Origin of the sequence: Imperialibacter roseus, assembly GCF_032999765.1 — a bacterium.
Classification (GTDB): domain Bacteria; phylum Bacteroidota; class Bacteroidia; order Cytophagales; family Cyclobacteriaceae; genus Imperialibacter; species Imperialibacter roseus.
The window spans coordinates 4,336,035-4,360,389 of the sequence record NZ_CP136051.1; the positions used below are offsets into that span (position 1 = coordinate 4,336,035).

The following is a 24,355-nucleotide window of genomic DNA, read 5'->3' on the forward strand; positions in this document are numbered from 1 at the left end:
AAAGCCCTGCTTGCAAAAGTGGGGCTTTTTGTGTTAAGCAAGCCCGTCGCTTCCCTTCCGTTAATTATACGCTACACTGCCAGCGGACTCGCAATAAGTGATTCGGCTATTTTGGTAGCCTTAAGCACGAGAAATTTCACAAAGTCATCGAGGTATTCGGCATCAACCGCTTTGGACTGCTCAAGCCAGGGATTCATGACGACCGAACGTAAGATGAAAAGCCCTTCACGCAAATACTCTTCTTTCGTAAAACCATAGCTGATCAGAATATCGCCGACTGACTCCCAGGAATACTGCTCACACCTGATTTGAGTTCTCGAAACAAAAAAAGCATGATCGTAAGGCATGAGGTGGCGCTTGTCCTCCGTTCTCAACGAGAAGGTTTCGTAAACTCCTCTATTTATGGTATTATTTTCCTTTAATGATGCCCCATTCAGCAGCACCAAATAGCAGACAACGTTTGTGTCGGGTTGGGTCAACGTTCGTATCGTTAACCTGGTGTTCTTAAACTGAGCTTCGTTAATTAACTGGTAGAGTCGCTGGGCTCCTGCCAATGACTGCCTGATGATTTTTCCATGGCCGTGTCGGTGAAGCGGGATCGTTCTGTGCGTTAACCAGGTCGCCAGGGCGGCGGCTCCCGGCTTGGATCCTTCAATGATATAGGGACCAATGGCTTCATCCAATACCCTGGTATCGAAAAAATTGGCGCTTGTCTGGTCGAGGATATAAGGCGCCTTTTGCCTTGCATAAAGTACGCTCCGCTTATCTTTAAAATTGATTACACCAGAGGGGTACGGGATGTATCCCAGCTTATGAGGATCGATTGTGACCGAATCTGCCAAATGAATAAATTCTATATCCTCGTTTTCAAACGCCTCTTTCCCAGCACCATCTGATTGCTCAGGGGCGTCTATGTAAAGGGTTCGCAAGTAGCCTCCCCAGGCTGCATCGGCATGAAGCCAAAACGATTTACATTTCTCCTTTTCGTACTTTTTCCTTGTCTTTTCGATATCCACCAGGGGATCGACTGCTCCTTCCTCAGTTGTGCCCATAATGCCTACCACGGCCACAATTGTTTGTGAAGCACTCATGCCCAGTATGGCCTCTTCAAGTTTTGGAATCGAAAGTCTGAAATTGTTGTCGACAGGCATAGGAATCACCTGGTCGTCGCCAAAGCCGAGCAGGTTGGCAATTTTCCGGATACTGTAGTGAGCAGCTTCCGAAACCAGAATAACTGGTTCCACCCCGACATCCCGGTAAAGCCCCACCCCTTTTTTACCAACGTTGTACCTGCTGGATTGAAAAGAATCCTCCAACCATTGATGAGCGTCGTCTGACTTACACTGTGCTGCCAGTCGTTCCGGGATATTCAGCCGTTCATCGAGTGTGAGGTTGAGCAGTGTAGCAACAGGCACTTCCCTGATGTCCTTCGAGTCTCCATTGGGTAACCCCACCTGGAATGCGATAGATTCCTCCCGGCAAAGTTCAGCCACCATCACGGGAATCCACTGCGTTTGCCGGGCCAACCAAAGCGCCTCCATATTGGCAATGGTGCCGCCAGAAGTAATATGAGACCAGCTTTTGTCTGTATCGTAGCCCAGCATGCCTGCAATCATTTTGCCGGCTTCTATTTCCAGTTTTACTGTTACCGGGGCTGCCTCATCTGACACATTGTTGGGATTGTACAACATACCAGCAAAATAGCCCATGATCCCTGGCATACTTGTTTCCGATATCATATGCGCCAGGTAGCGGGGAGAGTAAAAGGGATAGTCAGCTTTTAGCTGATTGAGGACAAAGTCGAGCTCGTTGCTCAATTTATCAAACCAAACGTCGTGCGAGCGTCGCTGCGCCCGGCCGAGAATAAGCGGGTCTTCCGGAAAATAATTCTTTCTCCAGTGGGCATAGTCCTGAAAAATGTAGTTGATAACTTCCTGCCATACCCCCGCCTGCTCTGACTTTGGCCCCAGAAACCAGGCACCCATTGGTAGCTCTTCTTCTCCCTTCCACATAAGTTATGTTTTTTCTTTTTACTATCTAAAGCTAGAAATACACCACCGCCCACCCTATGACTTTAGTCAGGTTCGATGAACACTTTTGCCATCATTTCTAATAAATCTAAATAAAAGACTTTTTAATCTTTTATTGTTTTACATTTGCCGAACCATTGCTAAATAACTCAAATACTATCTCCCCATGGACAATTCACCCCAGCACAGTTTTCATATCCCCGTTATGGGATTGGCTTACACCATTGATTCGCCAATAAAAGTGGCCCGGTTTGGTATATCCTCAGTGATGTCCATCATTGAGGACAATCTGATCGAGAAAATGAGGAGCTATTACTATGGGAAAATAAACGAGCCCTATCTGCCGATTTCCACTCATGAAGAAGATTACAGGGCTAAGCGTATCACCGACTACCTCAACCTTGTGAACCGAATTGTGTGCCAGCAGGTAGAAACCCTCCGAAATTCAACTTTTGAGGCGGGGTCAGAGATTGTCAAGTACTTCGAAATGCTCCCTGACGGCAACAAGGTCAAACAGCTATTTCAGCTCATAAATGAACTACAGGACCGGGAGGAACAGGAGCAACTCCAGAAGTACTTAAAAAGTCAGATCCAGCCGGGAAGTATCGATGTGAACATAATGACTAAGGTTGACAAAGTGAACACGGATGCCTTTGGTAAGCCGATAGAAGATGGATCGGATGCCCTTACCGCCCTCAGGGGGTATGTAAATAGTGATCTGGTCAACTCCTCTGTCGTGTTATCGGCGGGTATGAACCCCCGCCTGTTCAACTATATGGAAAAGCTGCATCAATTGGCCGCAAAGGGTTGGGGCGATTTTGAAAAGAAAATAGTTATTAAGGTAAGCGACTACAGATCGGCCCTGATTCAGGGCAAGTACCTGGCCAAGAAGGGCCTCTGGGTTAGTGAGTTCAGGATAGAGTCGGGGCTTAACTGCGGAGGACATGCTTTTGCTACTGACGGCCTCCTGCTGGGGCCAATTCTGAACGAGTTCAAAAACAAAAGAGCAGAATTGCGTATCGAACTATTTGAAATATACAACAGAGCACTCCAGGAAAAAGGCCTCCGCACCTATAATGAAGCTCACCCAATAAAAATCACAGTGCAGGGAGGCATAGGCACTTATGAGGAAGATCAGTTTCTCAGAAGGTTTATGGGAATGGACAGCACCGGCTGGGGCACACCATTTTTACTTGTACCAGAGGCCACCACCGTAGACGACAAGACGTTGCAGTTGCTGGCTAAAGCAGGGCAAGATGACCTCAAACTAAGCAAAAACTCCCCTCTCGGTGTGCGCTTTCATTACCTGAAAGGAACCAGTTCGGATGAGGAAAAACTTAATCGAATTAAAAAAGGTCGGCCCGGCAGTCCCTGCACAGAAAAATACCTCGTTTCCAATACCGAGTTTACCAAAGAGCCAATTTGTACTGCCTCCTACAAATACCAGAAATTAAAGGTAAAACAGTTGCAGGGGATGGAGCTCCCAGAAGATCAATACCAGCAGCAATTAAGCAATGTGCTCGATAAAGAATGTCTGTGCATCGGATTGAGCAATTCAGCGGTACACACTTACCAACTCAAGCCATTCAAAAAACTGGAGGCAGTTACTATTTGCCCGGGCCCAAACATTGTCAATTTTTCAGCAACATTGTCTCTTCAAGCTATGGTCGATCACATTTATGGCAGGGCCAATGTGATCTCCAACCCGCAAAGGCACCATATGTTTATCAGGGAACTACAGCTCTATATCGATCACCTGAAAGAATCGATGGAATTCAATAGCGGCGAGGTGGCTAGTAAAAAGGACAAATACCTCAAAACATTCCATGACAACTTGCTGGACGGCATAGCCTACTACAGGCATATTGTAGTCGACATCGCCCATGGTATCGAAGAGCTGAAATATCGGTTTCTAGACTCGCTTGAAAAAGAAGAACACAAACTTCGGTCGTTGTACGAAAACTACGTTAGCCATACAAATTCTCTTGAGGCAGTATAAAGCACCACATGAGCCCCTTGCAGAAGACTCGGGGGCGACATAACTTACGGACATGTTTTCAAAAGCCTGCGAATATGCCGTAAGAGCGGTCATGTACATTGCCATCAAAAGCGCTAAAGGGCTGAAACCGGGCTTCAAAGAAATCGCCAGGGAAATTGACGCCCCGGATCCGTTTGTTGGTAAAATCTTGCAACAGCTGGTCAGGGAAGGTATCATATCTTCCAATAAAGGCCCGAACGGCGGGTTTTATCTTCACCCCGAAGGCAAGCCTGTGCCACTGATGGACATTGTGAGGGTAATTGATGGCAAGGAGGTGTTCAGCCTCTGCGTGCTTGGGCTGAAGGACTGCTCGGACAAATTCCCATGCCCTATTCATCACGATGTAAAAGCCTTCCGGGATAAATTGAAGGAAAGCATGCAAAACCAGCACGTTCAGGATCTTGTGAAAAAAATAGAGCAAGGCAAAGTGTTTCTTAAAAACCATAGCATTAACAGCTAGAGAAGATTTGCGCAGCGGTGCACCTCGAAGCATTTGCAACTATTTTACCCCTCTCCTGAAACAATCTCTTCTGCTTACAAAGGCGAATCTATTGGAACCAGATGCGCTTTTTGAAAAGAACTGGCTCAAGACCCCAAAGGCTAACTTTTTCAGGCTCCTACACTCACCTTTCATCTACACGAAATAAGCTCAAGCAAAAGGTAATTTAATAAAAGACTTTTTAATCTTTTATTAATATATTTGTTGAGCAGACGAAATCCTCAGAGGCTAGTCAGTTGGAAGGCCTTTGTGCATTTCAGAATGACGCTGCAACTCAGCCTTTGCAGGTATGGGCGGCAGTTGACCAATATTATCTACCCAGAACAAAGAAAGGCATGGAACTAAACCAGGAAATTCTTAGTGACATTATCGTACACATGAAGTATGCACGGTACATTCCGGAGCTCAATCGCAGGGAACTATGGCCGGAAATCTGCGGTCGCTATGAAGAAATGATGGTGGACAAATACCCTCATATGCGAGAGGAGATTCGGGAAAACATGGCGTTTGTACTACAAAAAAAAGTACTTCCCTCCATGCGGGCCATGCAGTTTGCCGGTCCTCCTATTATTAAAAACAACAGTCGTATTTACAACTGTGCCTACTTGCCAGTAGACGATATCAGGGCGTTTTCTGAGGCCATGTTTCTACTACTGGGCGGAACTGGCGTTGGGTTTTCCGTTCAGTTGCACCACGTCAGTCAATTGCCTGCTGTTCAAAAGCCCGAGCGGAGAAGAAGATTTTTGGTCGGCGACAGCCTGGAGGGCTGGGCCGATTCCATCAAAATGATTATGAAAGCCTATTTTGGATTTCACAGCACTCTGCCTGACTTCGATTACTCGGATATACGGCCCAAGGGAGCGAGGCTGGTGACCGCCGGCGGCAAAGCGCCAGGCCCTGAACCTCTAAGAGTTTGCCATGCTCATGTCATCTCCGTTCTTGAAAGAAAGCAGAACGGTGAAAAGCTGTCCTCACTGGAGTGCCACGACATCATGTGTCATATTGCCAATGCAGTGCTTTCGGGTGGCATTCGCAGGTCAGCTATGATATCTCTTTTTTCGCCGCAAGATGATGAAATGCTGAGCTGCAAGTTTGGCAACTGGTGGGAGCTTAATGAGCAAAGAGGCCGGGCCAACAACTCCGTGGTGCTCACCAGAGACGGCACTACCAAAGAGTCTTTTATTAAGCTTTGGAAGAAAATAGAGCTGTCGGGCTCTGGAGAACCTGGTTTCTATTTCACCAATCACCCAGAGTGGGGAACCAACCCTTGCTGCGAAATTGCTTTGCGGCCTTTCCAGTTCTGTAACCTCTGCGAAATTAACGTTTCGGATGTAGAAACGCAGGAAGACTTGAACGCAAGGGCCAGAGCGGCTGGTTTTCTGGGCACACTTCAGGCCGGATTTACCGATTTCCATTACCTGAGGGAAGAATGGATTAAAACAACGGAGGAGGATGCTCTTATCGGCGTAGGAATGACGGGAATAGCCAGTGGGAGAGTTTTCCAAATGGATTTGAAGGAAGCGGCTGATGAAGTGAAGCATGTCAACATGGAGGTATCGGCGAAAATAGGGATAAACTTTGCTGCCAGGTGCACTACAATAAAACCCTCCGGCACCAGTTCACTTGTATTGGGCACCTCTTCTGGCATCCACGCCTGGCACAACGATTTCTACCTGAGAAGGGTAAGAATAGGTAAGAATGAAGCATTGTACCAATACTTGAAGGACAACCACCCTGAGCTGCTGGAAGACGACTTACTCAACGAGAAACAGGGCATTATCTGTATCCCCCAGAAGGCACCTAAAGGGAGCATTACACGAAGCGAAAGTGCCATGGATTTACTGGAAAGAATAAAAATCTTTAATACTGAGTGGGTGAGGAATGGATATCGTCTTGGCAACAATGCTAACAACGTATCGGCAACAGTGTCCATCAAAAAAGACGAATGGGAAAAAGTCGGACAATGGATGTGGGAGAACAAAGCATCCTATAATGGTTTGAGTGTGCTGCCGTTTGACAGTGGAAATTATCAGCAACCTCCATTTGAAGATATTACTGAGGAGAAATTCAATGAACTGGAAATAAGCTTACGCAGCATTGACCTCTCAAAGGTAGTGGAGGGGGAAGATGAGACCGACCTGCAAGCGGAGGCAGCGTGCGCCGGCGGTGCCTGCGCTATCGTTTAGCCCCTCTTCCCCAGCTCAATCAACTGCAGGTTCTTAACCCCCTCTGGCGTAAGATCAAACCGCATGATGGTGCGCATTTTGTGAAAGCCCTGCATGCCAGCTGCACCCGGGTTGATGTGGATCAGAGGAAGCCTTGCTTTGTCGGTAAGGACTTTCACTATATGAGAGTGCCCGCAGATAAAAAGATAAGGTTTGATCGTATCCAGTTGCTTTATTACCCTTCGGTTGTACCTGGGGGGGTAGCCGCCTATATGCGTGATCCAGATCGTTTTTTCTTCCCGTTCGAATACCTGGTCTTCCGGATATGAATGTCTCAGGTCAGCGCCGTCGATATTACCATATACGGCTACGACCGGCTTGAAGGCCTCCAGCTTATTCATGACCTCCTGGTCGCCAATGTCGCCAGCATGCCAAATTTCATCACACCCCGCAAAATATTCAAACACTCTTTCGTCCAGATAACCGTGCGTGTCTGAGATCAGTCCTATTTTTGTCATTATATATTCAATACGAATTCAGACAAATAAACAAGTTTAGAAAGAATATTTGGTAGGTTTACGATATTCGTTTCGCTACCCAGAATACTACACCAAATAGAAAAATGAACATTGATAGTCAGCATAGAATAGACTACAGTCAAATCAGAGCTAATCTGATTATTCTTTTCATTGTGGCGGTCTCAGTAGTGATTGGCGTGGCGCTATTCCTCAACGCCAGGCTCGACAGGTTCATTGCCATGAATGCCGACCTCGGCAAGGTAATTAATGTAGCTGGCAGACAGCGAATGTTGAGCCAAAATATCAGCAAAACAGGGCTGCTGATTTATTATTCCGATAGCCTTTCCATCGACCGAAAGAAAACAATCGATTCCCTTTCCCTTATTTTTGCAGAGGCTCATCGCTCACTGAAAGGAGACAATTTTGCCTTCCATGAAAATAAAGAGCAACGCACAAGGCTAGATTCTCTTTTTGACAAGCTTGAAATTTCTTTTCAGGGCCTGACCAGCACGGCCAAATCTATTGCTCATTCAAGCCCGGTGTCGAAACAAAATGCAGAAAGGCTTCTGGCATACGAATCGGACTTTCTACCCTTGATGGATGAAATCACCAATGAGTATGAGCGCCTCTCCTCCGAAGTATTGGATGAGATAGATAGTAGCACCACACTGGTCAATTATTCAATCGCTATTTCAGTATTACTTTCAGCAATTACGGTGCTACTGGTCACACTAAATGCCATCAAGCACTATTCTGTAAGGCTTGAACAAACGAGAGAAGATTTAGAAAAATCAGTTAGCCAGGAAAAGTTAAAAGCCGATAAGCTTGAGTTTCTAACACGGTCAATTAAGGTTGGTATTTGGGAAAAAAGTGTTTCTGACGGCGCAGAGAGGTGGTCGGAAGCACTCTACACCCTGCTAGGGTACAAAAAAGACGAGATAAGACCTACGTCGGAGACATTTCTTAGCCTGGTGCATCCGGCTGATGTTCCCATACTTATGGACTCCACGGATTCATCCATAAAAACTGGCCTTCCCTCAACCATAGAGGTGAGAGTGAAGATGAAGAGCGGGGATTACAAATGGGTAGAGGCCACCGGCAATACGCAACGCTCTGAGAATGGGAAAATTTCCTTACTCATTGCCGGCATTGTTGACATCCATGACCGCAAAGTGCTTGAAATGCAGCTCAAGGCCTTTATCGAAAGGGCTCCTGCGTCGATTGCAATGTTCAACAAAGAACTACGGTACATAGCGGCCAGCCAAAAATGGGTAGAAGAATACAACATTCAAGATCAGGTCATTATCGGGAAAAGCCACTACGATATTTTTCCTGAAGTAAGTGACAGCTGGAAAGATATCCACAGAAAATGCCTGAATGGTGCTGTTGAAATGAGAGACGAAGATCCATTTGAACGAGCAGACGGCACGATCCAATGGCTAAAATGGGAGGTGAGGCCATGGTACATCGACCAGGACACTGTTGGAGGCATCCTGATGTTCACAGAAGACGTCACCAACAATAGACTCAAGAAGGAAGAGCTGCAAAAAGCAAAAGAGGTCGCCGAAGAAGCTTCCAAGGCCAAGGAGCAGTTTTTGGCCACCATGAGCCATGAAATACGCACTCCTCTGAACGCCATCAACGGCATTACCCAAATCCTTTTGCTGGAAAACCCAAGGTTCGATCAAAAGGAGCACCTCAACCTGCTCAAATTTTCTGGCGAAAGTCTGCTAAGCCTCATCAACGACATCCTCGATATATCTAAAATAGAGGCCGGAAAATTGGTGCTTGACTATGCGCCATTCGATTTTTTCTATTTGGTGAATGCGATTAAAAGCTCATTGGTTTTTCGGGCAAAGGAAAATCTGGTCACGGTAGAGGTAGACTACGATAAAAACCTTCCCCATGCGTTTATAGGTGATGACACGAGGGTCACACAAGTTCTGTACAATTTAGCTGGCAACGCTATTAAATTTACCGAAAATGGCAACGTGACCATTTCGGCCAAATCATTAAGCCGAAGGGATAACTTTTGCAAAATGCGGGTGTCAATAACCGACACAGGAATTGGCATGTCCGAAGAACAGCAAAAGGGTATTTTTGAAGCATTTAGTCAGGCTGAAGGTGGAACTACCAGAAAATATGGAGGAACAGGTCTTGGCTTGTACATCACAAGGAAAATTTTGGAGATGATGGGTTCCGAAATTCAGTTGCAAAGTAAACCTGGAGAAGGTTCAACCTTCTTTTTCGATATCGAACTTGAGGAAACCACTCTCGAAGTGGAATTGACCAGGAAGTCGGTACAAAAAAGCAAAGACTTCAATGGCAAGGATATACATCTGCTGGTGGCGGAAGACAACACCGCCAATCAAATCATCATGAAGAAGTTCCTCAAGTATGTGGATGTTACTTTTGACATTGCAGCCAATGGATTAGAAGCTTTTGATGCCCTGCAAAAAAAGACATATGATTTGGTGCTGATGGATCTCCAAATGCCGGTAATGGATGGGTTTACGGCGACTATTAAAATACGGGGCAGCGCCGACGAGTATTTCCAGAATATCCCCATCGTTGCGTTAACGGCTGACGCATTCTCCAATATTCGGGAAAAAACGTTTGCCGTTGGTATGACTGACTATCTCAGCAAACCATTTAAACCAGCCGATCTTTATGCCATTATTGAGAAATATGCCGGACGAGTAAAAAAGGAAGTGACAGTGGCTGATTCTTCTCTAAAGAGTAAAATCTATGAGTTAGGAGAAGGCGACAAGGAATTTGTAATGGAGTTTTCCAACAACAGCGTGCAAAACTACATCGAGTTTGTCAGCGATTTGAAGAAGTCGATTAAGGAGAGAGACCTTGACCTATTGCACACAATCGCTCATAAAATCAAGTCGCTAAATATGCTTTTTGAGTTGGAAACGCTGGAATCGAAGATCGATGAACTTAAGTCACACAAAGCATCTTTTTTCTCAGAAACATCGCTTGTTGAAGTTATACAGAAGGAAGCTGGCGCTGTAATAGAAGAAATAAAAAACACCATATTGAATGACTGAAACAGATGTGGTAATTGAAAACAATAAAGCGTTTGACGTCCCTCCTGAAAAGGGAGGGGGTAACTTTTCGGATTTGAAATGGTTGCAAACACACTTGATCAGAATAGTGGCGGCGCTGGGGGCCACGAAGCCAAATCCTTTGCCAAACAGCAAACACCGACCAGTTCTTAACAAGGTTATTTAGCATATTGATGTTGTCATTAGAAAAGAAAAAATCTCTTAGAGTGTGCGGCCTGGCATCGCTCACCATTGCCTTGATAGTAATGGTGGGGTGGTTGCTCGATTTATCCTACTTAAAAGATTTGGGAGTAGCCGGAGCGAGTATGAAGTTTAATACAGCTCTGGGCTTTTCTCTGCTGGGACTGGCACTTATAGGTAAGGCCTACGAGCGAAAATGGGCAGTGGTCGTCCTAACCATTTTCCTTAGCCTCCTCGCCCTTGTAACATTAGCTGAATATATTTTTGGCATTAGTCTGGGAATAGACCAACTATTTGTAACCGATCGGCGGAGTGTGAAATATCCCGGAAGAATGTCCACAGGTAGCTCCACTGCATTTCTTTTAACGGCTTTTGCGCTTACCAATTTAACAAGCCGCAGATGGTATCTCCGGCTAAAGCAATATGGCCTCCACCTGGTTTCATTTATGGCGCTCCTGTCCATTGTGGGAGTGGCGTTTGGGTTGTCGCCAAACGACAGGCTGATTTTTATTTCATCAATGGCATTGCACACAGCCATATTATTCTTGGCTACCTCCATTTGCCTTTCAAGCCTCTCACAATTTGGCTTAGCTAATATTTTGACGGGCGAAAAGCCAGGAAATATACTGTCCCGAAGAATGTTCGCACAGATGACGGGAACAGTTCTGATTGCTGGCTATTTGCTGACTACCCTTGAATCTCATCAATTCATAACGGCCAAGACATCCACAGTACTAATTGGTGTTATTTCGTTGTTCTTTAGCCTGATTTATGTTGGTCTCATTGCCAAGCGCCTCAATTTGTCTCATGACATAAGGCGATATACTGAAAAGCAGTTGCAGTCGTATAACGAAGCGCTGGAGTCAAAAGTGGCAGAGCAAACAAAATCAATGAAAACTACGCTGGACCGCCTCTACGATATTAATCGGGTGGCCATGGTTGGCGGATGGGAGGCTGATCTGGCAACCAATAAAGTCACCTGGAGCACCACAACCAAGCGTATCCACGAAGTGCCTGAGGACTACCAACCCGATCTGTCAACCGCTATTAAGTTTTACAAAGAAGGTGAAGACCGCAACGCCATGGCCAAAACCGTCAATGACGCCATTTCGCTTGGCTTACCATGGGACGTAGAACTAAGAATAATTACCCCAACAGGCAAAGAAAAATGGGTAAGGGCAATAGGTAAACCAATTTTTGAAAATGGTAAGTGTATGAGGTTAAACGGTACTTTTCAAGACATTGACAAAAGAAAACGGGTAGAAATAGAGGCAACGGAAGGGCGAGAATTTTTACAAACACTTATTGACAACATTCCTGTTAATATTTACGCTAAGGATATTGAGTCAAGAAAGATCCTCATTAACAAAGCCGAGTTGTCGCTTATGGGTCTCAACGATAAGGCGTTGGTTATAGGCAAAACAGATCATGAGTTGTTCCCGAAAGCGTCTGCTGACTTATCTAAGGCGGAAGACTTACAAGTATTTTCGACGGGAGAGCCTATATTGGGCGTGGAGACCTCCATGACATTGAACTCAGGAGAAACTCGTTGGTTTCTGACATCAAAAATACCGATAAAAAACACAGAAGGAACTATCACTGGCCTGCTTGGGGTTAGCGTGGACATTACCGACAGAAAGCACAGTGAAGAAACACTTAAGGGGGCTGCCACCTTTAAAACGCAACACCAGGAGCTAAAGGACTTTTCTTCTACCCTTTCCGAACAGCTTCTGAATCCTTTGGTAAGTTTACTCAAAGAGATTGAAACTACCGGTGGGGAAAATGAGGAAAAGCTGGTTAGTAATGTAAACAGGCTTCAAACGTCAATAAGAACGACGGTGAAAGCGATTGAGGACTTTACGCTTTCGATAAAAAACACTGATTCAGGTAACTGGCGTAATATCAAATAGTAAGTCAGAAGGTATTATTTAAAGGAAAGTTTGCGTCTGCTTACACATGGGGGTATGCCACAAAGCTATATTGCAGTACCTTTGCAGTGTTTTATTACAGAATAATTTTTCTGCATACTATGGAAATTGTAAAAATACTGATTTGCGAGGATGATGAGGCGCTGAGCTCTCTGATACGATTTAAACTCTCCAGAGCTGGCTATCGGAATTGTGAGGTAGCTGCAGACGGCAAAAAGGCAAAAGAGATGATACAAGACAATGAGTATGACTTAGTCATTACAGATATCCATATGCCTTACGCCTCAGGGCTGGAGCTGACCACCTATATAAGAGAGGAGCTAAAAAGGCAAACACCCATCATCATATTATCATCAGAAGGAGTCGAAAATACCGTGCTTCAAAGCTTCAATTTGGGCATCAACGATTTTCTTACAAAGCCATTTAGCCCGCAAGAGCTTGTCATAAGGGTGAAAAAATTGCTTGGGCATCAATAGTTTCATCACAGAAAGCCTTGATTCCAATAGAGCTCATATACTTCCTTAATACGTTAATGGCGACGGCCGCTATTGGAGTGGTAATCCTGATTATTGTGCTAAAGGTCAGAAAAAAATACCGATATGAAAGTGAGAAAAGTCTACTCAAAGTAATAGAGAAGGACCTTAACAACTATTTGATATCTTCCACTGAGAATGAAGGAGTTAAATGGAAAAGTGTTCACCACTATCAACTAAATGAAATTAAAGCCAAACTTGAAAATAGCTTTCTTAAGGGGGTCTTTATAAGGCACTTGATCTCTTTAAGGAAAAACCTCTATGGAGAGTTTGATGAGGTATTGGAGGATTTGTATGAGCTTCTCGGACTTCATGAGTTGAGCATAAAGAAAGCCAATAGCCGGAGAATAACCTCGGTTGTTAGGGGAATACATGAACTGAGTCAATTTGAGTACAAATCCGGATATCATCATGTCCTCCAGCACCTTGGCCATAGCAGTCAAATTGTGAGGCAGGAAACCCAGGTGGCCTTGCTAAATTTGAGTGCAGGAAGTCCGCTGTTCTTTTTAAAAACAAGCTGGAAGGATCTTTCCGGCTGGCACATATTAAGTTTGCATCATACCTTGCTAAGGACAGGCCTTGCTCACCGTGTGCAATATGACTACTGGCTACGCAATCCAAACTGGGAAGTACGAGCGTTTATTATTGACATGTGTGTGTTTTTTAGGCTTGTTGCACACATGGACAACATAAGGATTCATCTTTTCAGTGACGAATATCAGGTTCAGGCAGCGGTTTTAAGAGCCGTTACAGAAATGGGAGACGACAGGGATGCTCCAGGCGTCTATAAATTCCTGGTGAACACTGACCGGCAAGACTTAAAAATTCTGTCTATCAATGCACTGGCAAAAGTAGGTGGGCCCGATGAGGTGGAAGGTTTGCTCACCCTTCTTGAGACAGACCATTCCGACACGTTGCTGGCGACAGTTATGGCCATTGAAGAAATTTCTGGCAATGCCGAAGAGCTGATCAGCAACTCGTATGATCTGCAATCTCACATTCATTTGGCTACCGCACTTGCTCACATCAGAGAACCATTGAACAACAGCTAAATCAATGATCAAGATTATATACGGTTTGCAGTTTTTATTTCTGGTCTATGCTGTGGCCATCTTTTCTTCCTATTTGATTTTGGCTCTCATTTCTTACTTTGAAATGCGCAGGTACATGACGAAAAACTCATTTGCTGATTACAAAATGATTCTTTCGTCGCCTTTGGCCCCCTCCATATCGCTCGTTGCTCCTGCCTACAATGAAGGATTGACTATAATCGAGAATGTGAAATCTCTTATGTCAATCGAATACAATAACTACGACATCATTATCGTCAACGACGGGAGTAAAGACGACTCTCTTGAAAAGATGCAGCAGGCATTTGATTTGAAAAAAGTAGACTTCCTTATCGATCGCACCCTGCCTTGCAATGACATAAGGGCAATTTATAAATCAAAAAACAGGGCCTATAGAAAGCTTATTGTGGTTGATAAAGTCAACGGTGGCAAGGCTGACGCATTGAATGCTGGGATAAACATCAGTAACAAAGAACTCGTAGCCTGCATAGACGTCGACTGCATTATCCAACCCGATGCCCTGTTAAAGATGGTAAAACCATACCTTGAAGACAGAGAAAATACCGTAGCGATTGGCGGTGTTGTCCGCATCGCCAACTCCTGCATTGTAGAAGAAGGTCGGTTGATAAAAGTTAATTTACCGGAAAGCCTCCTGGCCCGGTTCCAGGTACTTGAGTACATGCGTTCTTTTTTATTAGGCAGAATGGCCTGGAGCCGACTAAACGGCCTGATGCTCATTTCCGGTGCTTTTGGTCTTTTCAAACGTGAAGTGGTGTTGACGGTAGGTGGATACGACAAGTCCACTGTGGGTGAAGACATGGAGCTAGTGGTTCGCATCAGGAGAAGATTAATGGAGATGGGTAGAAAGGCAAAAGTGATATACGTGCCTGACCCGCTTTGCTGGACAGAGGCTCCGTCGGACAGGAAAATATTGGGTCGTCAGCGAAACAGATGGATGAGGGGCACTATTGAAACACTCAGCCGCCATAGAAAAATTTGCATGAACCCTAAATATGGCTTGCTGGGAGTTCTCAGCTACCCCTATTGGTTTATGTTTGAGCTTTTGGCACCCTGGATTGAGCTCTCAGGTTTGCTCTTTTTTGTGTACCTGACTATTGCTGGATTTGTTAACTGGGGCTATACGTTGACACTGCTGTTGTTTGTATACTTGTTTTCGATATTCATTTCCGTTCTTACACTCTTATTTGAAGAAGTTTCTTTCTATCGCTACACTCGTCAAAGGGATTTTTATAAAATGCTGGCCACCGCTTGCCTTGAGCCAGTGCTTTTTCACCCCTCGGTGATGTATTGGGCAATTCGGGGAACGTTTGATAAGTGGAGGGGGAGGAAAAGCTGGGGCGAAATGTCGAGAACCGGATTCTTAAAGAAAGCAGAGGCAAAATGACAACGAGGCAGGCTCCTTTTAGCCCTCCTCTAAAATTCACAATAATGCAAAGTGGAAAAAAAATAACGATGAAACAATTACTTCTCATATTTGCAGGTCTGCTAGTCCTCCCTTTCAATACCATTGCGCAAAAGGTGACACAAGAGAAGCTGAACCAATTGGCAATGGAGCATGGCAAGCAAAGCCTCAACACTTTGTATGAGCTTTTGAGCCTTCCAAATGACGCACACTACCCTGCCGATATTGAAAAAAACATTCAATGGTGCGAAAAAGCCTTTGCAAACAGAGGATTTGCTACGAAAAGGCTGGAGACGTCAACCGTTCCCCTGCTGCTTGCAGAAAGAAAGGCGAAAAAAGCCTCCAAAACAGTTCTCATCTATCTGCAGTTGGATGGACAGCCTGTAGATTCTACAAAGTGGTTCCAAAAAAGCCCCTGGATTCCTGCATTAAAGAAGCCGGACGGCAAAGGTGGTTTTACGGAAATCGATTGGAGCAACCTCAGCGGTTCGTTTGATCCCGAATGGCGAATTTTTGCCCGCTCCACCAGTGACTCCAAAGGAGCGGCCATGGCGTACCTCACCTCTCTTGATGTGATGGAAAAGCTGAAAATGGAGCCTAACTTCAACATCAAGGTGATCATGGACTTTGAGGAAGAGCTAGGCTCACCAAGATTGCCGGGCGCAGTGGTTGCCTACAAGGAAGACCTGAAATCCGACATGCTCATCATATTCGACGGGCCCAGACATGTAAGCAACGAGCCTACGCTGACCTTTGGAGCCAGAGGCATTGCCACCATCACGCTCCATACATTTGGCCCGAGGGTAGCCCAGCACAGCGGTCACTATGGCAACTACGCCCCTAACCCCGCACTCAACATGGCTCAGTTGCTTGGCAGCATGAAGGACAAAGACGGCAGGGTCGTTATTCCTGGTTTTTACGACGGGATAACCTTTGATGAAAAAACCAAAGCCATCATGGCCAGCGTGCCTGACGATGAGGAATTTATCAAAAAGAAAATTGGGATTGCCGACATCGACAAAGTAGGCACAAACTACCAGGAGTCGATACAATACCCTTCCCTGAACATCAGAGGCATGTCGTCTGGCTGGGTAGGAAAAGAAGTGCGCACCATTGTGCCGCCAACCGCTACGGGCGAAATCGACGTGAGGCTGGTCATGGAAAGCGACCCGGAAAGGTTGATTGGGCTGATAAAAGAGCACATCAAAAGCCAGGGCTACTACGTAATTGACAACCGTGAGCCGACTGAAGAAGAAAGAATGTCGAAGTCGAAAATAGTTTCATTTGACTACGAAGTAAGTTACAAAGCTTTTCGCACCGACTATGACACAGAAGTGGGGCAATGGCTGGTGAAAGCCATGACAAAGGCATTTGGTACTGAACCCATTATGATTCGAACAGGTGGTGGCTCAATCCCTATCTCGCCTTTTGTTACTACACTTGGAATTCCGGCAGTGCTGGTGCCAACGGTTAACCCCGACAACAATCAGCATAGTCCCAACGAAAACATCAGGCTGGGGAACTATGTCGATGCGATAAAGACATTTACTGCTATTATGACGGAGAAGCTTTAGTGCCCTCATAAAAAGAATAAGAAAATGGTCAATCCATACTTCGAAAAATTCAAAGTGAGAGCCGCTGAAATTGGGCCAAATGGGAAGGCCAAATTCCCCGTGCTGATCAACTTTTTTCAGGAGGCAGCCTGGCAGCATGCAGATGCACTTGGCGTGTCAGTTCCAGCGCTCATGGAAAAAGGGCATACGTGGGTGTTACACCGGTTGTTTCTCAGGGTGGTGAAGCCTATAGAAAAAAATGAAGTGGTCGAGGTGGAGACCTGGCCGTCAGGCATCGAAAAGTTCTTCACGTTCCGGGACATGAGGTTCAAAAACGAAAAGCAAGAGCTGGTGGCAGAGGGTTGCACAGCCTGGGTAGTGATTGATATTGAAAAAAGACGGCTCATTCCCGTGCCTGACTATATCACGGGTGGCAACTTCGTTATTGAAAACAATCACCTCCCCCACCCCACCGACAAGCTGCCGTCGCTGGGAGAGGCTGGCAGTGGCCCCGAGTTCAAGGTATATTATCAGCACCTTGATCAAAACAACCACGTCAACAATGTTCATTACCTGGAATGGATGCTGGCCTCTCTGCCTCAAGACTACCTACTGCATATGAGTTTGAAGGAAATCGACATCCAGTTTAAAAGTGAATGTGTGCTAAACGACGAAATAACAGCTGAATTTCAGCAACTGTCGGACACTGAAATAATTCACAGTTTGAAAGAAAAATACAGCAAAAGAGAAGTGGCAAGGGCTCTGACTAGCTGGGAGGAGAAGTAGCGGCTCCCGCCAGTCGACCGTTCCCCAAAAGGCTTGCCCTTCCTGTTCATAGCTGCTAAAATATTTAGAAGCAAATGAGAGAGTTCAAAGAATTAAAATGGCTTCAGTTGCTAGTCATTAACTGGTGGGGCATCAGCATCCTTCTTCTCCTTTTTCGCCTTTATGCCCTGGTTGGAGTTAGCCAGGAGCATTTTGTCACTATTGGTGACACGGGTCTCACGTTTGTGGCAGGCATGGCCAACGATATGGTCACAGCTTTGTGCATTACACTCGCATTATCGCCGATCGTGTTGCTTCTCCATTTTGCAGCTCCCAAATGGCCTCTGATTTGGCATCTTCCTTCTTACATTTCTGTCGCTGCACTGAGCTTTGGACTGGAGCGGTACTTTGTTAACGAAATGACTCCTCTGGGTGCAGATTTTTGGGCCTACTCTGGCGAAGATGTCGCCGCCGTTATTACTGCCTCGGTTCAGGTAGATGCCATCCTTGTACTTGGCATCGTGATTTTGATGCTCTCGCTTCTTTTTGTGGTTTATATGAGCAAAAAAGCATTGCCAGGCTACAAAAGAATCTATTCATGGGTTGCCCTTTTTGCATTGTTGCTTTCAATACCATTAAGTCTCCTTTCGTCACGCTTCGAGAGCCTGCAAAACCAATACCTTGCGACTAGCAGAATGGGCTATTTTATTCGTTATTCAGTCGGCTCGCTGGAACTTTTTGATAGCCAATCAACTATCGCCTTAGGGAAATACCCATTTGAAAAATCATTTATTGACGCTGACGTACTGGGCCCGCACTTTGGAGACTTTGACGCACCCCCCAACCTTATTTTCATACAAGTGGAAGGGTTGGGTGGCAATTTTACCGGCGCTGGAGCTTCCATGAAGGGGTTCACCCCATTTCTCGATAGCCTGAGTGAAAAGAGCCTTTTCTGGCCCAATTGCCTGAGTACGACCGGCAGAACATTTGGGATAGTGCCGGCCTTGTACGGCTCCTTGCCATTGGGCGACACCGGCTTCATGGACCTGGGCCCTGACTACCCCTCCCACTTCACCCTGATTAGCTGGCTAAAGGACAATGGGTATTCAACGTCCTACTTTTACGGCGGCAATATCAACTTTGATAAAACTGACATTTTCCTTGAATACCAGGGTGTCGACAACCTGATTTATGAAGGTCGGTTTCCTGAATCCTACAAAAAAATGGAAGCCAACACTGATGGTTTTAGCTGGGGATATCCTGACAAGGCTCTTTTCGACTTGTATGAAAAAAGCATCCCCATAGAGGCCGGGCCACGTATGGATATGCTGATGACGATAACCACACACGAACCTTTCAAAGTGCCAGAAGCGAGTGTATACACTGCAAAATTCGATAGCGTGGTGGCAGGGTTTGACAACAAAGAGCTTTTTGTAACCTACCGCAATATCTTTGAGACTTTTCTCTACTTCGATGACGCACTAAGAATTCTTTTCGACAAGCTCTCAAAAAGAGCGGACTGGAAAAACACTATCGTGGTCATTACAGGAGACCACAGGGTGATTCCGTTGCCACAAGAAAGCCAACTGGACAGGTTTCACGTTCCACTGCTGATCTATTCTCCCGCTCTAATGCATGGCCAAACATTTAAAGCGATGGCTAGCCATGCGCAGGTTACACCGTCTTTTGTGAGCTATTTCAAATCAAAATACAAGTTCCCCACAGAAAGTAAACTGCCGTTTATTAGTGGCACATTGCCAATTAAGACTGACTTCGAATCACACCTTTCCTTGCCGCTGATGCGCAACAAAGGAACGTTAGACATTTACCTTGACAACGACACACTATTGGCCAACGATAGATTATTCCATGTAACGAGCAGGCTAGCGACCGAGCCGGTTGATAACGCCGCAGGAAAAAAGCGAATAAAGGAAAAACTTAGAGCTTTTAAGCAAAACCAAAATGTCGCTTTGAATGAAAATCGGCTTTGGGAATACAATGCTGGCAAGAGTGCCAAACAGTTTGTGCTCAGCGACTCGGCCTTTCAATGGCTCGAAGAACTCGGCGTCAAACAAATAGGTTCCGACAGCCAGTTATACTTAGCCAAGACTCTGGCTCAAAAAAAAGAATACGAAAAAGCCCGGTGGGTGGCGGGCTACCTTCTCAACAATAGCCCCAACTATAGCGATGCACGTATACTGATAGGCCGAACATTTGCCTGGGAAGGGAAATATAACCTGGCAGCGCCAATACTTAAGGAAGGGCAACGGCGCAGTCCTAACTATGAAGATGTATACCTCGCCCTGGCTGATGTCTATTTCTGGGATGGCCAACTCGACTCTTCCCTGGTTTGGGCACAAGAGGGAAAAAAAAGGTTTCCTAATTCTACCGAGTTGGAAGAAAAGATAAAAAGGTTGAGCACCGTAAAATAAGCTATTGATAGTGGGCCGTTTTAGGAAAATCACATGAATCATTTGAAGTAAACAATATTGCCGCCATACTTTTTTCAATTGACACATAATTCACCTTACTTTAAAATTATGCATAAAGCCAATTCAGTACTTGCTTTCCTCTGTTTGTTGCTTCTCGTATCTGCCAATGTGAAAGCGCAGCAGGCAGACTCTTTGGCGGCGTATGATTCGGACGAATTGTTTGCTAAGGGCAGGGAGGCGTCTTTCGGCGGAAACCGTGAGAAAGGAAGGGTTTACCTGATGAAGGCGCTTGAAAAAAGTCCCGGCTATGCGGAGATAAGGGTTTTCCTTGCCAGGACATATTTGTGGGACGACATGCCAGATAAAGCCAAAGAAACACTTGCACCACTGCTCGACCAGGAACCCGTGGATTTGGGTGCGGCCAAAGTGATGTTTGATGCTGCCTATTGGAATGACGATTCGGAAACTGCTTTGCTGTGGGCCAACAAAGGGTTGGACAAAAACCCCACAGACAAGGACATGCTTATTAACAAGGCAAAAGCCCTCGGTGACCTGGAAAGGTACGACGAAGGGCTGGAGGTGCTCGACATCCTCTTGCAGCGGTTTCCCGGCGACAAGGCGGTACTTTCTCTTTGGGAGACTTTCAAAACCGCCAGGCGTGCCAATTCCATCACCGCTTCTGCCAGCTACGACTTTTATTCAAAGATATTTGGTAATGCCTCCCTCTACAGCCTGCAGTATGGCCGGAGAACTAGCATCGGTAGCATTTTTCTCAGAGCGAACGAATCCAACCGTTTCAGTACCAACGGATGGCAAATTGAAGCTGACGCCTATCCTTCCATAGCAAAAGGGGTGTACGCCTATCTCAATTATGGCTTTTCACCCACGTCACTTTTTCCGAATCACAGAGCAGGGGGCGAAGTTTATGTAAGTCTTCCATGGGCCTTCGAAGCTTCAGGAGGGTTTCGTTATTTGTACTTCGGCAAGGATTCCGGTTTCATCATGTACACAGGAACCCTTGGCAAGTACTATAGGAGCCTGTGGTTCTCTGCGAGGGTTTTCATAACACCCGACCCGGCCGGGGCATCCAAATCGCTGGGGTTACAAGTGCGCCGGTATTTCAGCAATGCAAATAACTACGTTGGTATTACAGGAGGCTTTGGTTTCTCACCCGACTTTCGAAACCTTCAAAGCAATGATGGCTTCAGTAGCTCCGAGATTTACAAACTGAAGGCATGGCGCATAGGTATGGATTATCAGCAGCCAGTGGGAAACAGGTGGCTATTGTCCGGAACCTTAGGCTATGCAAGCCAGGAATACCTTTTTGATGTCGGCAATTACGTTGGTATTTCGTCATGCTCTGTTACGGCCAGGTATCAATTTTAAGCTAACCATGCTACAAATTATTGGTTTGTGCTATACCACATCATTGATCGCCTGACCAAAGTCCTTTTCCATTTCCAGAAACCTTACCATCACTTTAGAAACGAACGCCTCCGACACAATTTCATTGATGTCGTTTTCTGAGGTCAGATCCATTTCGCTCACTTTGTAGGTTTGCTCCAGAAAACCATATTCAAACTTCACCAGGTACCTGCCATTCCATGAGAAGATGGTGATCTTGGTTTTTGGGTGCGGTATTTCGGCTACAACCCGCATTATGGTTTAACTATCTCTACCGAATGAGTCAGATTAATTTCTGAACTAATGGAAGCGGCTACACTGCAATATTTTTCTACTGCCAGGTCAACCAGCTTTTCTACCTCTTCCAACTGAGCGTCAGGCGACACAACTTTGTAGTGCACATGAATGTCAGTGAACCTTCTTGGCTGTTCCTCTCTCCTTTTGCCCGTCACTTCTGAGGTCAGATCAACCAGGGTCTTCCGCCTTTTCTTGATCATCGACACCAAATCGACTGCTGCGCAGCTAGTGATGCCTGCCAGCAATAGTTGTGTGGGCGAAAAAGCTTTTTTGTCGTCCTTTGCCAGCATATCGATGTTCAAGATATTGCCAGACTCGTTTTCGGCCTGATACTCCTCATCGGCCACATACTTAAGAGATACTTTCATTTCCTGCATATGCTTACAATTATTTGGGCAAAGCAATAGTTCAAAACTGATGTTATAAACTGACTAATCTATTATTGAAGTCACCGAGGCAAAACTAACACAACTATTGATTCTTATTTGGAAGATTATTCTCTAATATCGGCTCAAAGCAAGGAAGATGGATGTACGAGTTAAGTTTTTAGGAGGTGCGGGGTCGGTTACCGGTTCGAAATACCTATTGGAAATCGATGATTTTAAGCTTTTGGTTGATTGCGGCCTGTTTCAGGGCATGAAGGAATTGAGGCTTCGCAACTGGGAGCCCTTTCCGGTTGATCCTGCAAGCATTGATGCCGTAGTCATTACTCATGCACACATCGATCACTCAGGATATTTACCAAAGCTGGTAAAAGAAGGCTATGCGGGGCCCATTTATTGCACACACGCCACGGCAAGGCTCATGGAAATTATGCTGCGGGACTCGGGCAAGCTGCAGGAAGAAGAAGCCGCTTATGCCAGAAAAAAAGGATATTCCCGTCACGAAAACCCTCTCCCGCTTTACACGCTGGAAGAAGCAGAGCATTCCTTTAGCCAATTTGTCAGCCTCGACTTCGATGACACATTTGAGGTCAGTCCAAATATCAGCCTAAAGTACCTGTATGCGGGGCATATTCTTGGTGCTGCCCACGCTGAGCTTGAGATAAAAGGTGAGCAGCAAACTAAAAAACTGCTGTTCAGTGGAGACATCGGCCGATATGAGAACCGGCTGTTGTACGACCCCGCCAACATTGAGAATGCTGATATTCTCTGGGTAGAATCGACGTACGGTAACAAGGCCAGCCCTGAGACTGATCATAAGGTGGCGCTCAAAAAGACTATTCTGGAAACATTTGATGCCAACGGATGCGTACTGATCCCTGCCTTCTCTGTCGGGCGCACCCAGGACATCCTGCTGCTGCTCGCTCAGCTTTTTCAGGAGAATGCCATTCCTGACTGCCCTGTTTACATTGACAGCCCCATGGCCATTTCAGTCACGGGCCTCTACAGGGAGTTTCACAAACTCCACCGCCTCGACGATGAAATGATATCAAAAGCGCCAGTATTTGATCACCCCAATTTCAAATACGTACGGACACAGGACAGCTCCGAAAATATCAACACCGTGAAAAGAAACGCCATCATCATTTCGGCCAGCGGCATGTGCACTGGCGGCCGGGTGTTGCACCATTTGTTTCATCGTCTTCCGAGAATGAACGATACGGTCATCATTGTTGGCTACCAGGCCGAAGGTACCCGGGGAAGGCGCATTTTGGACAAGGAGCCGCAGATCAAAATATTCGGAGAAATGGTAGACTTGAGGTGTAGGGTAGAATACATCCAGGGATTCTCTGCACATGCCGACCGGAACGAGTTGATACGTTGGCTGAAAAACTTTAAAGAAAGCCCCAAATACACTTTTATCGTGCATGGAGAGAAAGAGGGAGCTGAAGCGCTGGCGATAACCACCAGCGCTGAAATGCATTTTAACACTTATATTCCCCATTACATGGAATCGTTTGATCTTTTCCAGGGCATATGAAGTCGCTGTTGATCATCGGCTTTCTGCTGGCTGCTGTCGGTTGTAAATCTTCGTTATCAACCACGAGCGAGAAACAGGGAGTGACCGGCGCAGTTTATTGGATGGAGGGGGATTTTATGCCTCGAATTGGTGAAAAACCCGGAGGAAGTCGTCAACCTATCGTAAGAGAAATTTTGTTCTACGCACCCATCAATGCCTCTGATCTTGCAGGAGACCACGGCCCTTTGTATGAAAGTTTACCAGGTGAGCCCATCGCTCAGACCGGTAGCGGCGAAAACGGTAGATTCAGGATTTCCCTTCCTGTTGGCACCTATTCAGTCTTCACCAAAGAACCTGATGGGTTCTTTGCCAACCGCTTCGATAGTAATGGAATAATTAACCCTGTTGAAGTAAAAGCCGGTGCTTTTTCCGAAATTGTTATCGAAATCAACTACAAGGCCGTTTTTTAACCACTTTGGCAGCGACCTTATTGTTCGCTTGAAACATTTTTCAAATATTTTATCACCCCCATGCAACCTCCGGC

General features: G+C 45.8%; 19 protein-coding genes. 15 read left to right on the forward strand and 4 right to left on the reverse strand.

Features of this window, described 5'->3' with window-relative positions; translation table 11 throughout:
• Positions 1 to 71: 71 nt before the first annotated feature.
• Entirely contained in the window at positions 72 to 2,012 is a 1,941-nt protein-coding gene (locus tag RT717_RS18220) for a pyridoxal phosphate-dependent decarboxylase family protein (RefSeq protein ID WP_317487814.1), read from the reverse strand.
• Between the two features lie 184 nt (positions 2,013 to 2,196).
• Between RT717_RS18220 and RT717_RS18225 the strand changes: the two genes are divergently transcribed.
• From RT717_RS18225 to RT717_RS18235, 3 genes are all read left to right on the forward strand, one after another.
• Complete coding sequence (locus RT717_RS18225) at positions 2,197 to 4,029, forward strand: hypothetical protein (RefSeq protein ID WP_317487815.1); 1,833 nt, start codon at positions 2,197 to 2,199, stop codon at positions 4,027 to 4,029.
• Between the two features lie 52 nt (positions 4,030 to 4,081).
• Complete coding sequence (locus RT717_RS18230; protein ID WP_151999772.1) at positions 4,082 to 4,528, forward strand: RrF2 family transcriptional regulator; 447 nt, start codon at positions 4,082 to 4,084, stop codon at positions 4,526 to 4,528.
• Positions 4,529 to 4,902: 374 nt separating this feature from the next.
• Positions 4,903 to 6,753 (forward strand): glycyl radical enzyme family protein, encoded by a 1,851-nt coding sequence (locus tag RT717_RS18235; RefSeq protein ID WP_317487816.1) that lies wholly within the window; start codon positions 4,903 to 4,905, stop codon positions 6,751 to 6,753.
• Here RT717_RS18235 and RT717_RS18240 read toward each other — a convergent pair.
• On the reverse strand, positions 6,750 to 7,250 hold the full coding sequence (locus tag RT717_RS18240; protein WP_317487817.1) for a metallophosphoesterase family protein: 501 nt from the start codon (positions 7,248 to 7,250) through the stop codon (positions 6,750 to 6,752). The genes RT717_RS18235 and RT717_RS18240 overlap by 4 nt on opposite strands.
• A 104-nt stretch (positions 7,251 to 7,354) precedes the next feature.
• On the opposite strand from RT717_RS18240, the gene RT717_RS18245 reads away from it, so the two are divergent.
• From RT717_RS18245 to RT717_RS18290, 10 genes are all read left to right on the forward strand, one after another.
• Positions 7,355 to 10,306 carry an ATP-binding protein gene (locus RT717_RS18245; protein ID WP_317487818.1) on the forward strand — a complete coding sequence of 984 codons (2,952 nt, stop codon included), beginning with the start codon at positions 7,355 to 7,357 and terminating at the stop codon, positions 10,304 to 10,306.
• Positions 10,299 to 10,490 carry a hypothetical protein gene (locus tag RT717_RS18250; RefSeq protein ID WP_317487819.1) on the forward strand — a complete coding sequence of 64 codons (192 nt, stop codon included), beginning with the start codon at positions 10,299 to 10,301 and terminating at the stop codon, positions 10,488 to 10,490. Before RT717_RS18245 ends, RT717_RS18250 begins: the two co-directional genes overlap by 8 nt.
• Positions 10,491 to 10,497: 7 nt before the next feature.
• A complete protein-coding gene (locus RT717_RS18255; protein ID WP_317487820.1) occupies positions 10,498 to 12,414 on the forward strand; it encodes a PAS domain-containing protein in 1,917 nt (638 codons plus the stop codon).
• A 119-nt stretch (positions 12,415 to 12,533) separates the two neighbouring features.
• Entirely contained in the window at positions 12,534 to 12,908 is a 375-nt protein-coding gene (locus tag RT717_RS18260; protein WP_317487821.1) for a response regulator transcription factor, read from the forward strand.
• Between the two features lie 17 nt (positions 12,909 to 12,925).
• Positions 12,926 to 14,017, forward strand: a complete 1,092-nt coding sequence (locus tag RT717_RS18265; protein ID WP_317487822.1) for a HEAT repeat domain-containing protein — start codon at positions 12,926 to 12,928, stop codon at positions 14,015 to 14,017.
• A 4-nt stretch (positions 14,018 to 14,021) separates the two neighbouring features.
• Positions 14,022 to 15,440, forward strand: a complete 1,419-nt coding sequence (locus RT717_RS18270; RefSeq protein ID WP_317487823.1) for a glycosyltransferase family 2 protein — start codon at positions 14,022 to 14,024, stop codon at positions 15,438 to 15,440.
• A 68-nt stretch (positions 15,441 to 15,508) separates the two neighbouring features.
• Complete coding sequence (locus RT717_RS18275) at positions 15,509 to 17,032, forward strand: M20/M25/M40 family metallo-hydrolase (protein ID WP_317487824.1); 1,524 nt, start codon at positions 15,509 to 15,511, stop codon at positions 17,030 to 17,032.
• A 24-nt stretch (positions 17,033 to 17,056) separates the two neighbouring features.
• A complete protein-coding gene (locus RT717_RS18280; protein WP_317487825.1) occupies positions 17,057 to 17,797 on the forward strand; it encodes an acyl-[acyl-carrier-protein] thioesterase in 741 nt (246 codons plus the stop codon).
• 74 nt (positions 17,798 to 17,871) lie between these two features.
• Positions 17,872 to 20,208, forward strand: a complete 2,337-nt coding sequence (locus tag RT717_RS18285; RefSeq protein WP_317487826.1) for a sulfatase-like hydrolase/transferase — start codon at positions 17,872 to 17,874, stop codon at positions 20,206 to 20,208.
• 108 nt (positions 20,209 to 20,316) lie between these two features.
• The gene (locus tag RT717_RS18290) at positions 20,317 to 21,594 is read left to right on the forward strand and encodes a YaiO family outer membrane beta-barrel protein (protein ID WP_317487827.1); all 1,278 of its coding nucleotides are present in this window, start codon (positions 20,317 to 20,319) and stop codon (positions 21,592 to 21,594) included.
• Positions 21,595 to 21,624: 30 nt separating this feature from the next.
• On the opposite strand, the gene RT717_RS18295 is transcribed toward RT717_RS18290, so the two are convergent.
• Complete coding sequence (locus RT717_RS18295) at positions 21,625 to 21,867, reverse strand: hypothetical protein (RefSeq protein ID WP_317487828.1); 243 nt, start codon at positions 21,865 to 21,867, stop codon at positions 21,625 to 21,627.
• Positions 21,867 to 22,277, reverse strand: coding sequence for an OsmC family protein (locus tag RT717_RS18300; RefSeq protein ID WP_317487829.1), 411 nt, complete (start codon positions 22,275 to 22,277; stop codon positions 21,867 to 21,869). The genes RT717_RS18295 and RT717_RS18300 overlap by 1 nt, the downstream gene beginning before the upstream one ends.
• Before the next feature lie 157 nt (positions 22,278 to 22,434).
• Between RT717_RS18300 and RT717_RS18305 the strand changes: the two genes are divergently transcribed.
• Positions 22,435 to 23,832 (forward strand): MBL fold metallo-hydrolase, encoded by a 1,398-nt coding sequence (locus RT717_RS18305; RefSeq protein WP_317487830.1) that lies wholly within the window; start codon positions 22,435 to 22,437, stop codon positions 23,830 to 23,832.
• The gene (locus RT717_RS18310) at positions 23,829 to 24,281 is read left to right on the forward strand and encodes a carboxypeptidase regulatory-like domain-containing protein (RefSeq protein ID WP_317487831.1); all 453 of its coding nucleotides are present in this window, start codon (positions 23,829 to 23,831) and stop codon (positions 24,279 to 24,281) included. The genes RT717_RS18305 and RT717_RS18310 overlap by 4 nt, the downstream gene beginning before the upstream one ends.
• Positions 24,282 to 24,355 lie beyond the last annotated feature (74 nt).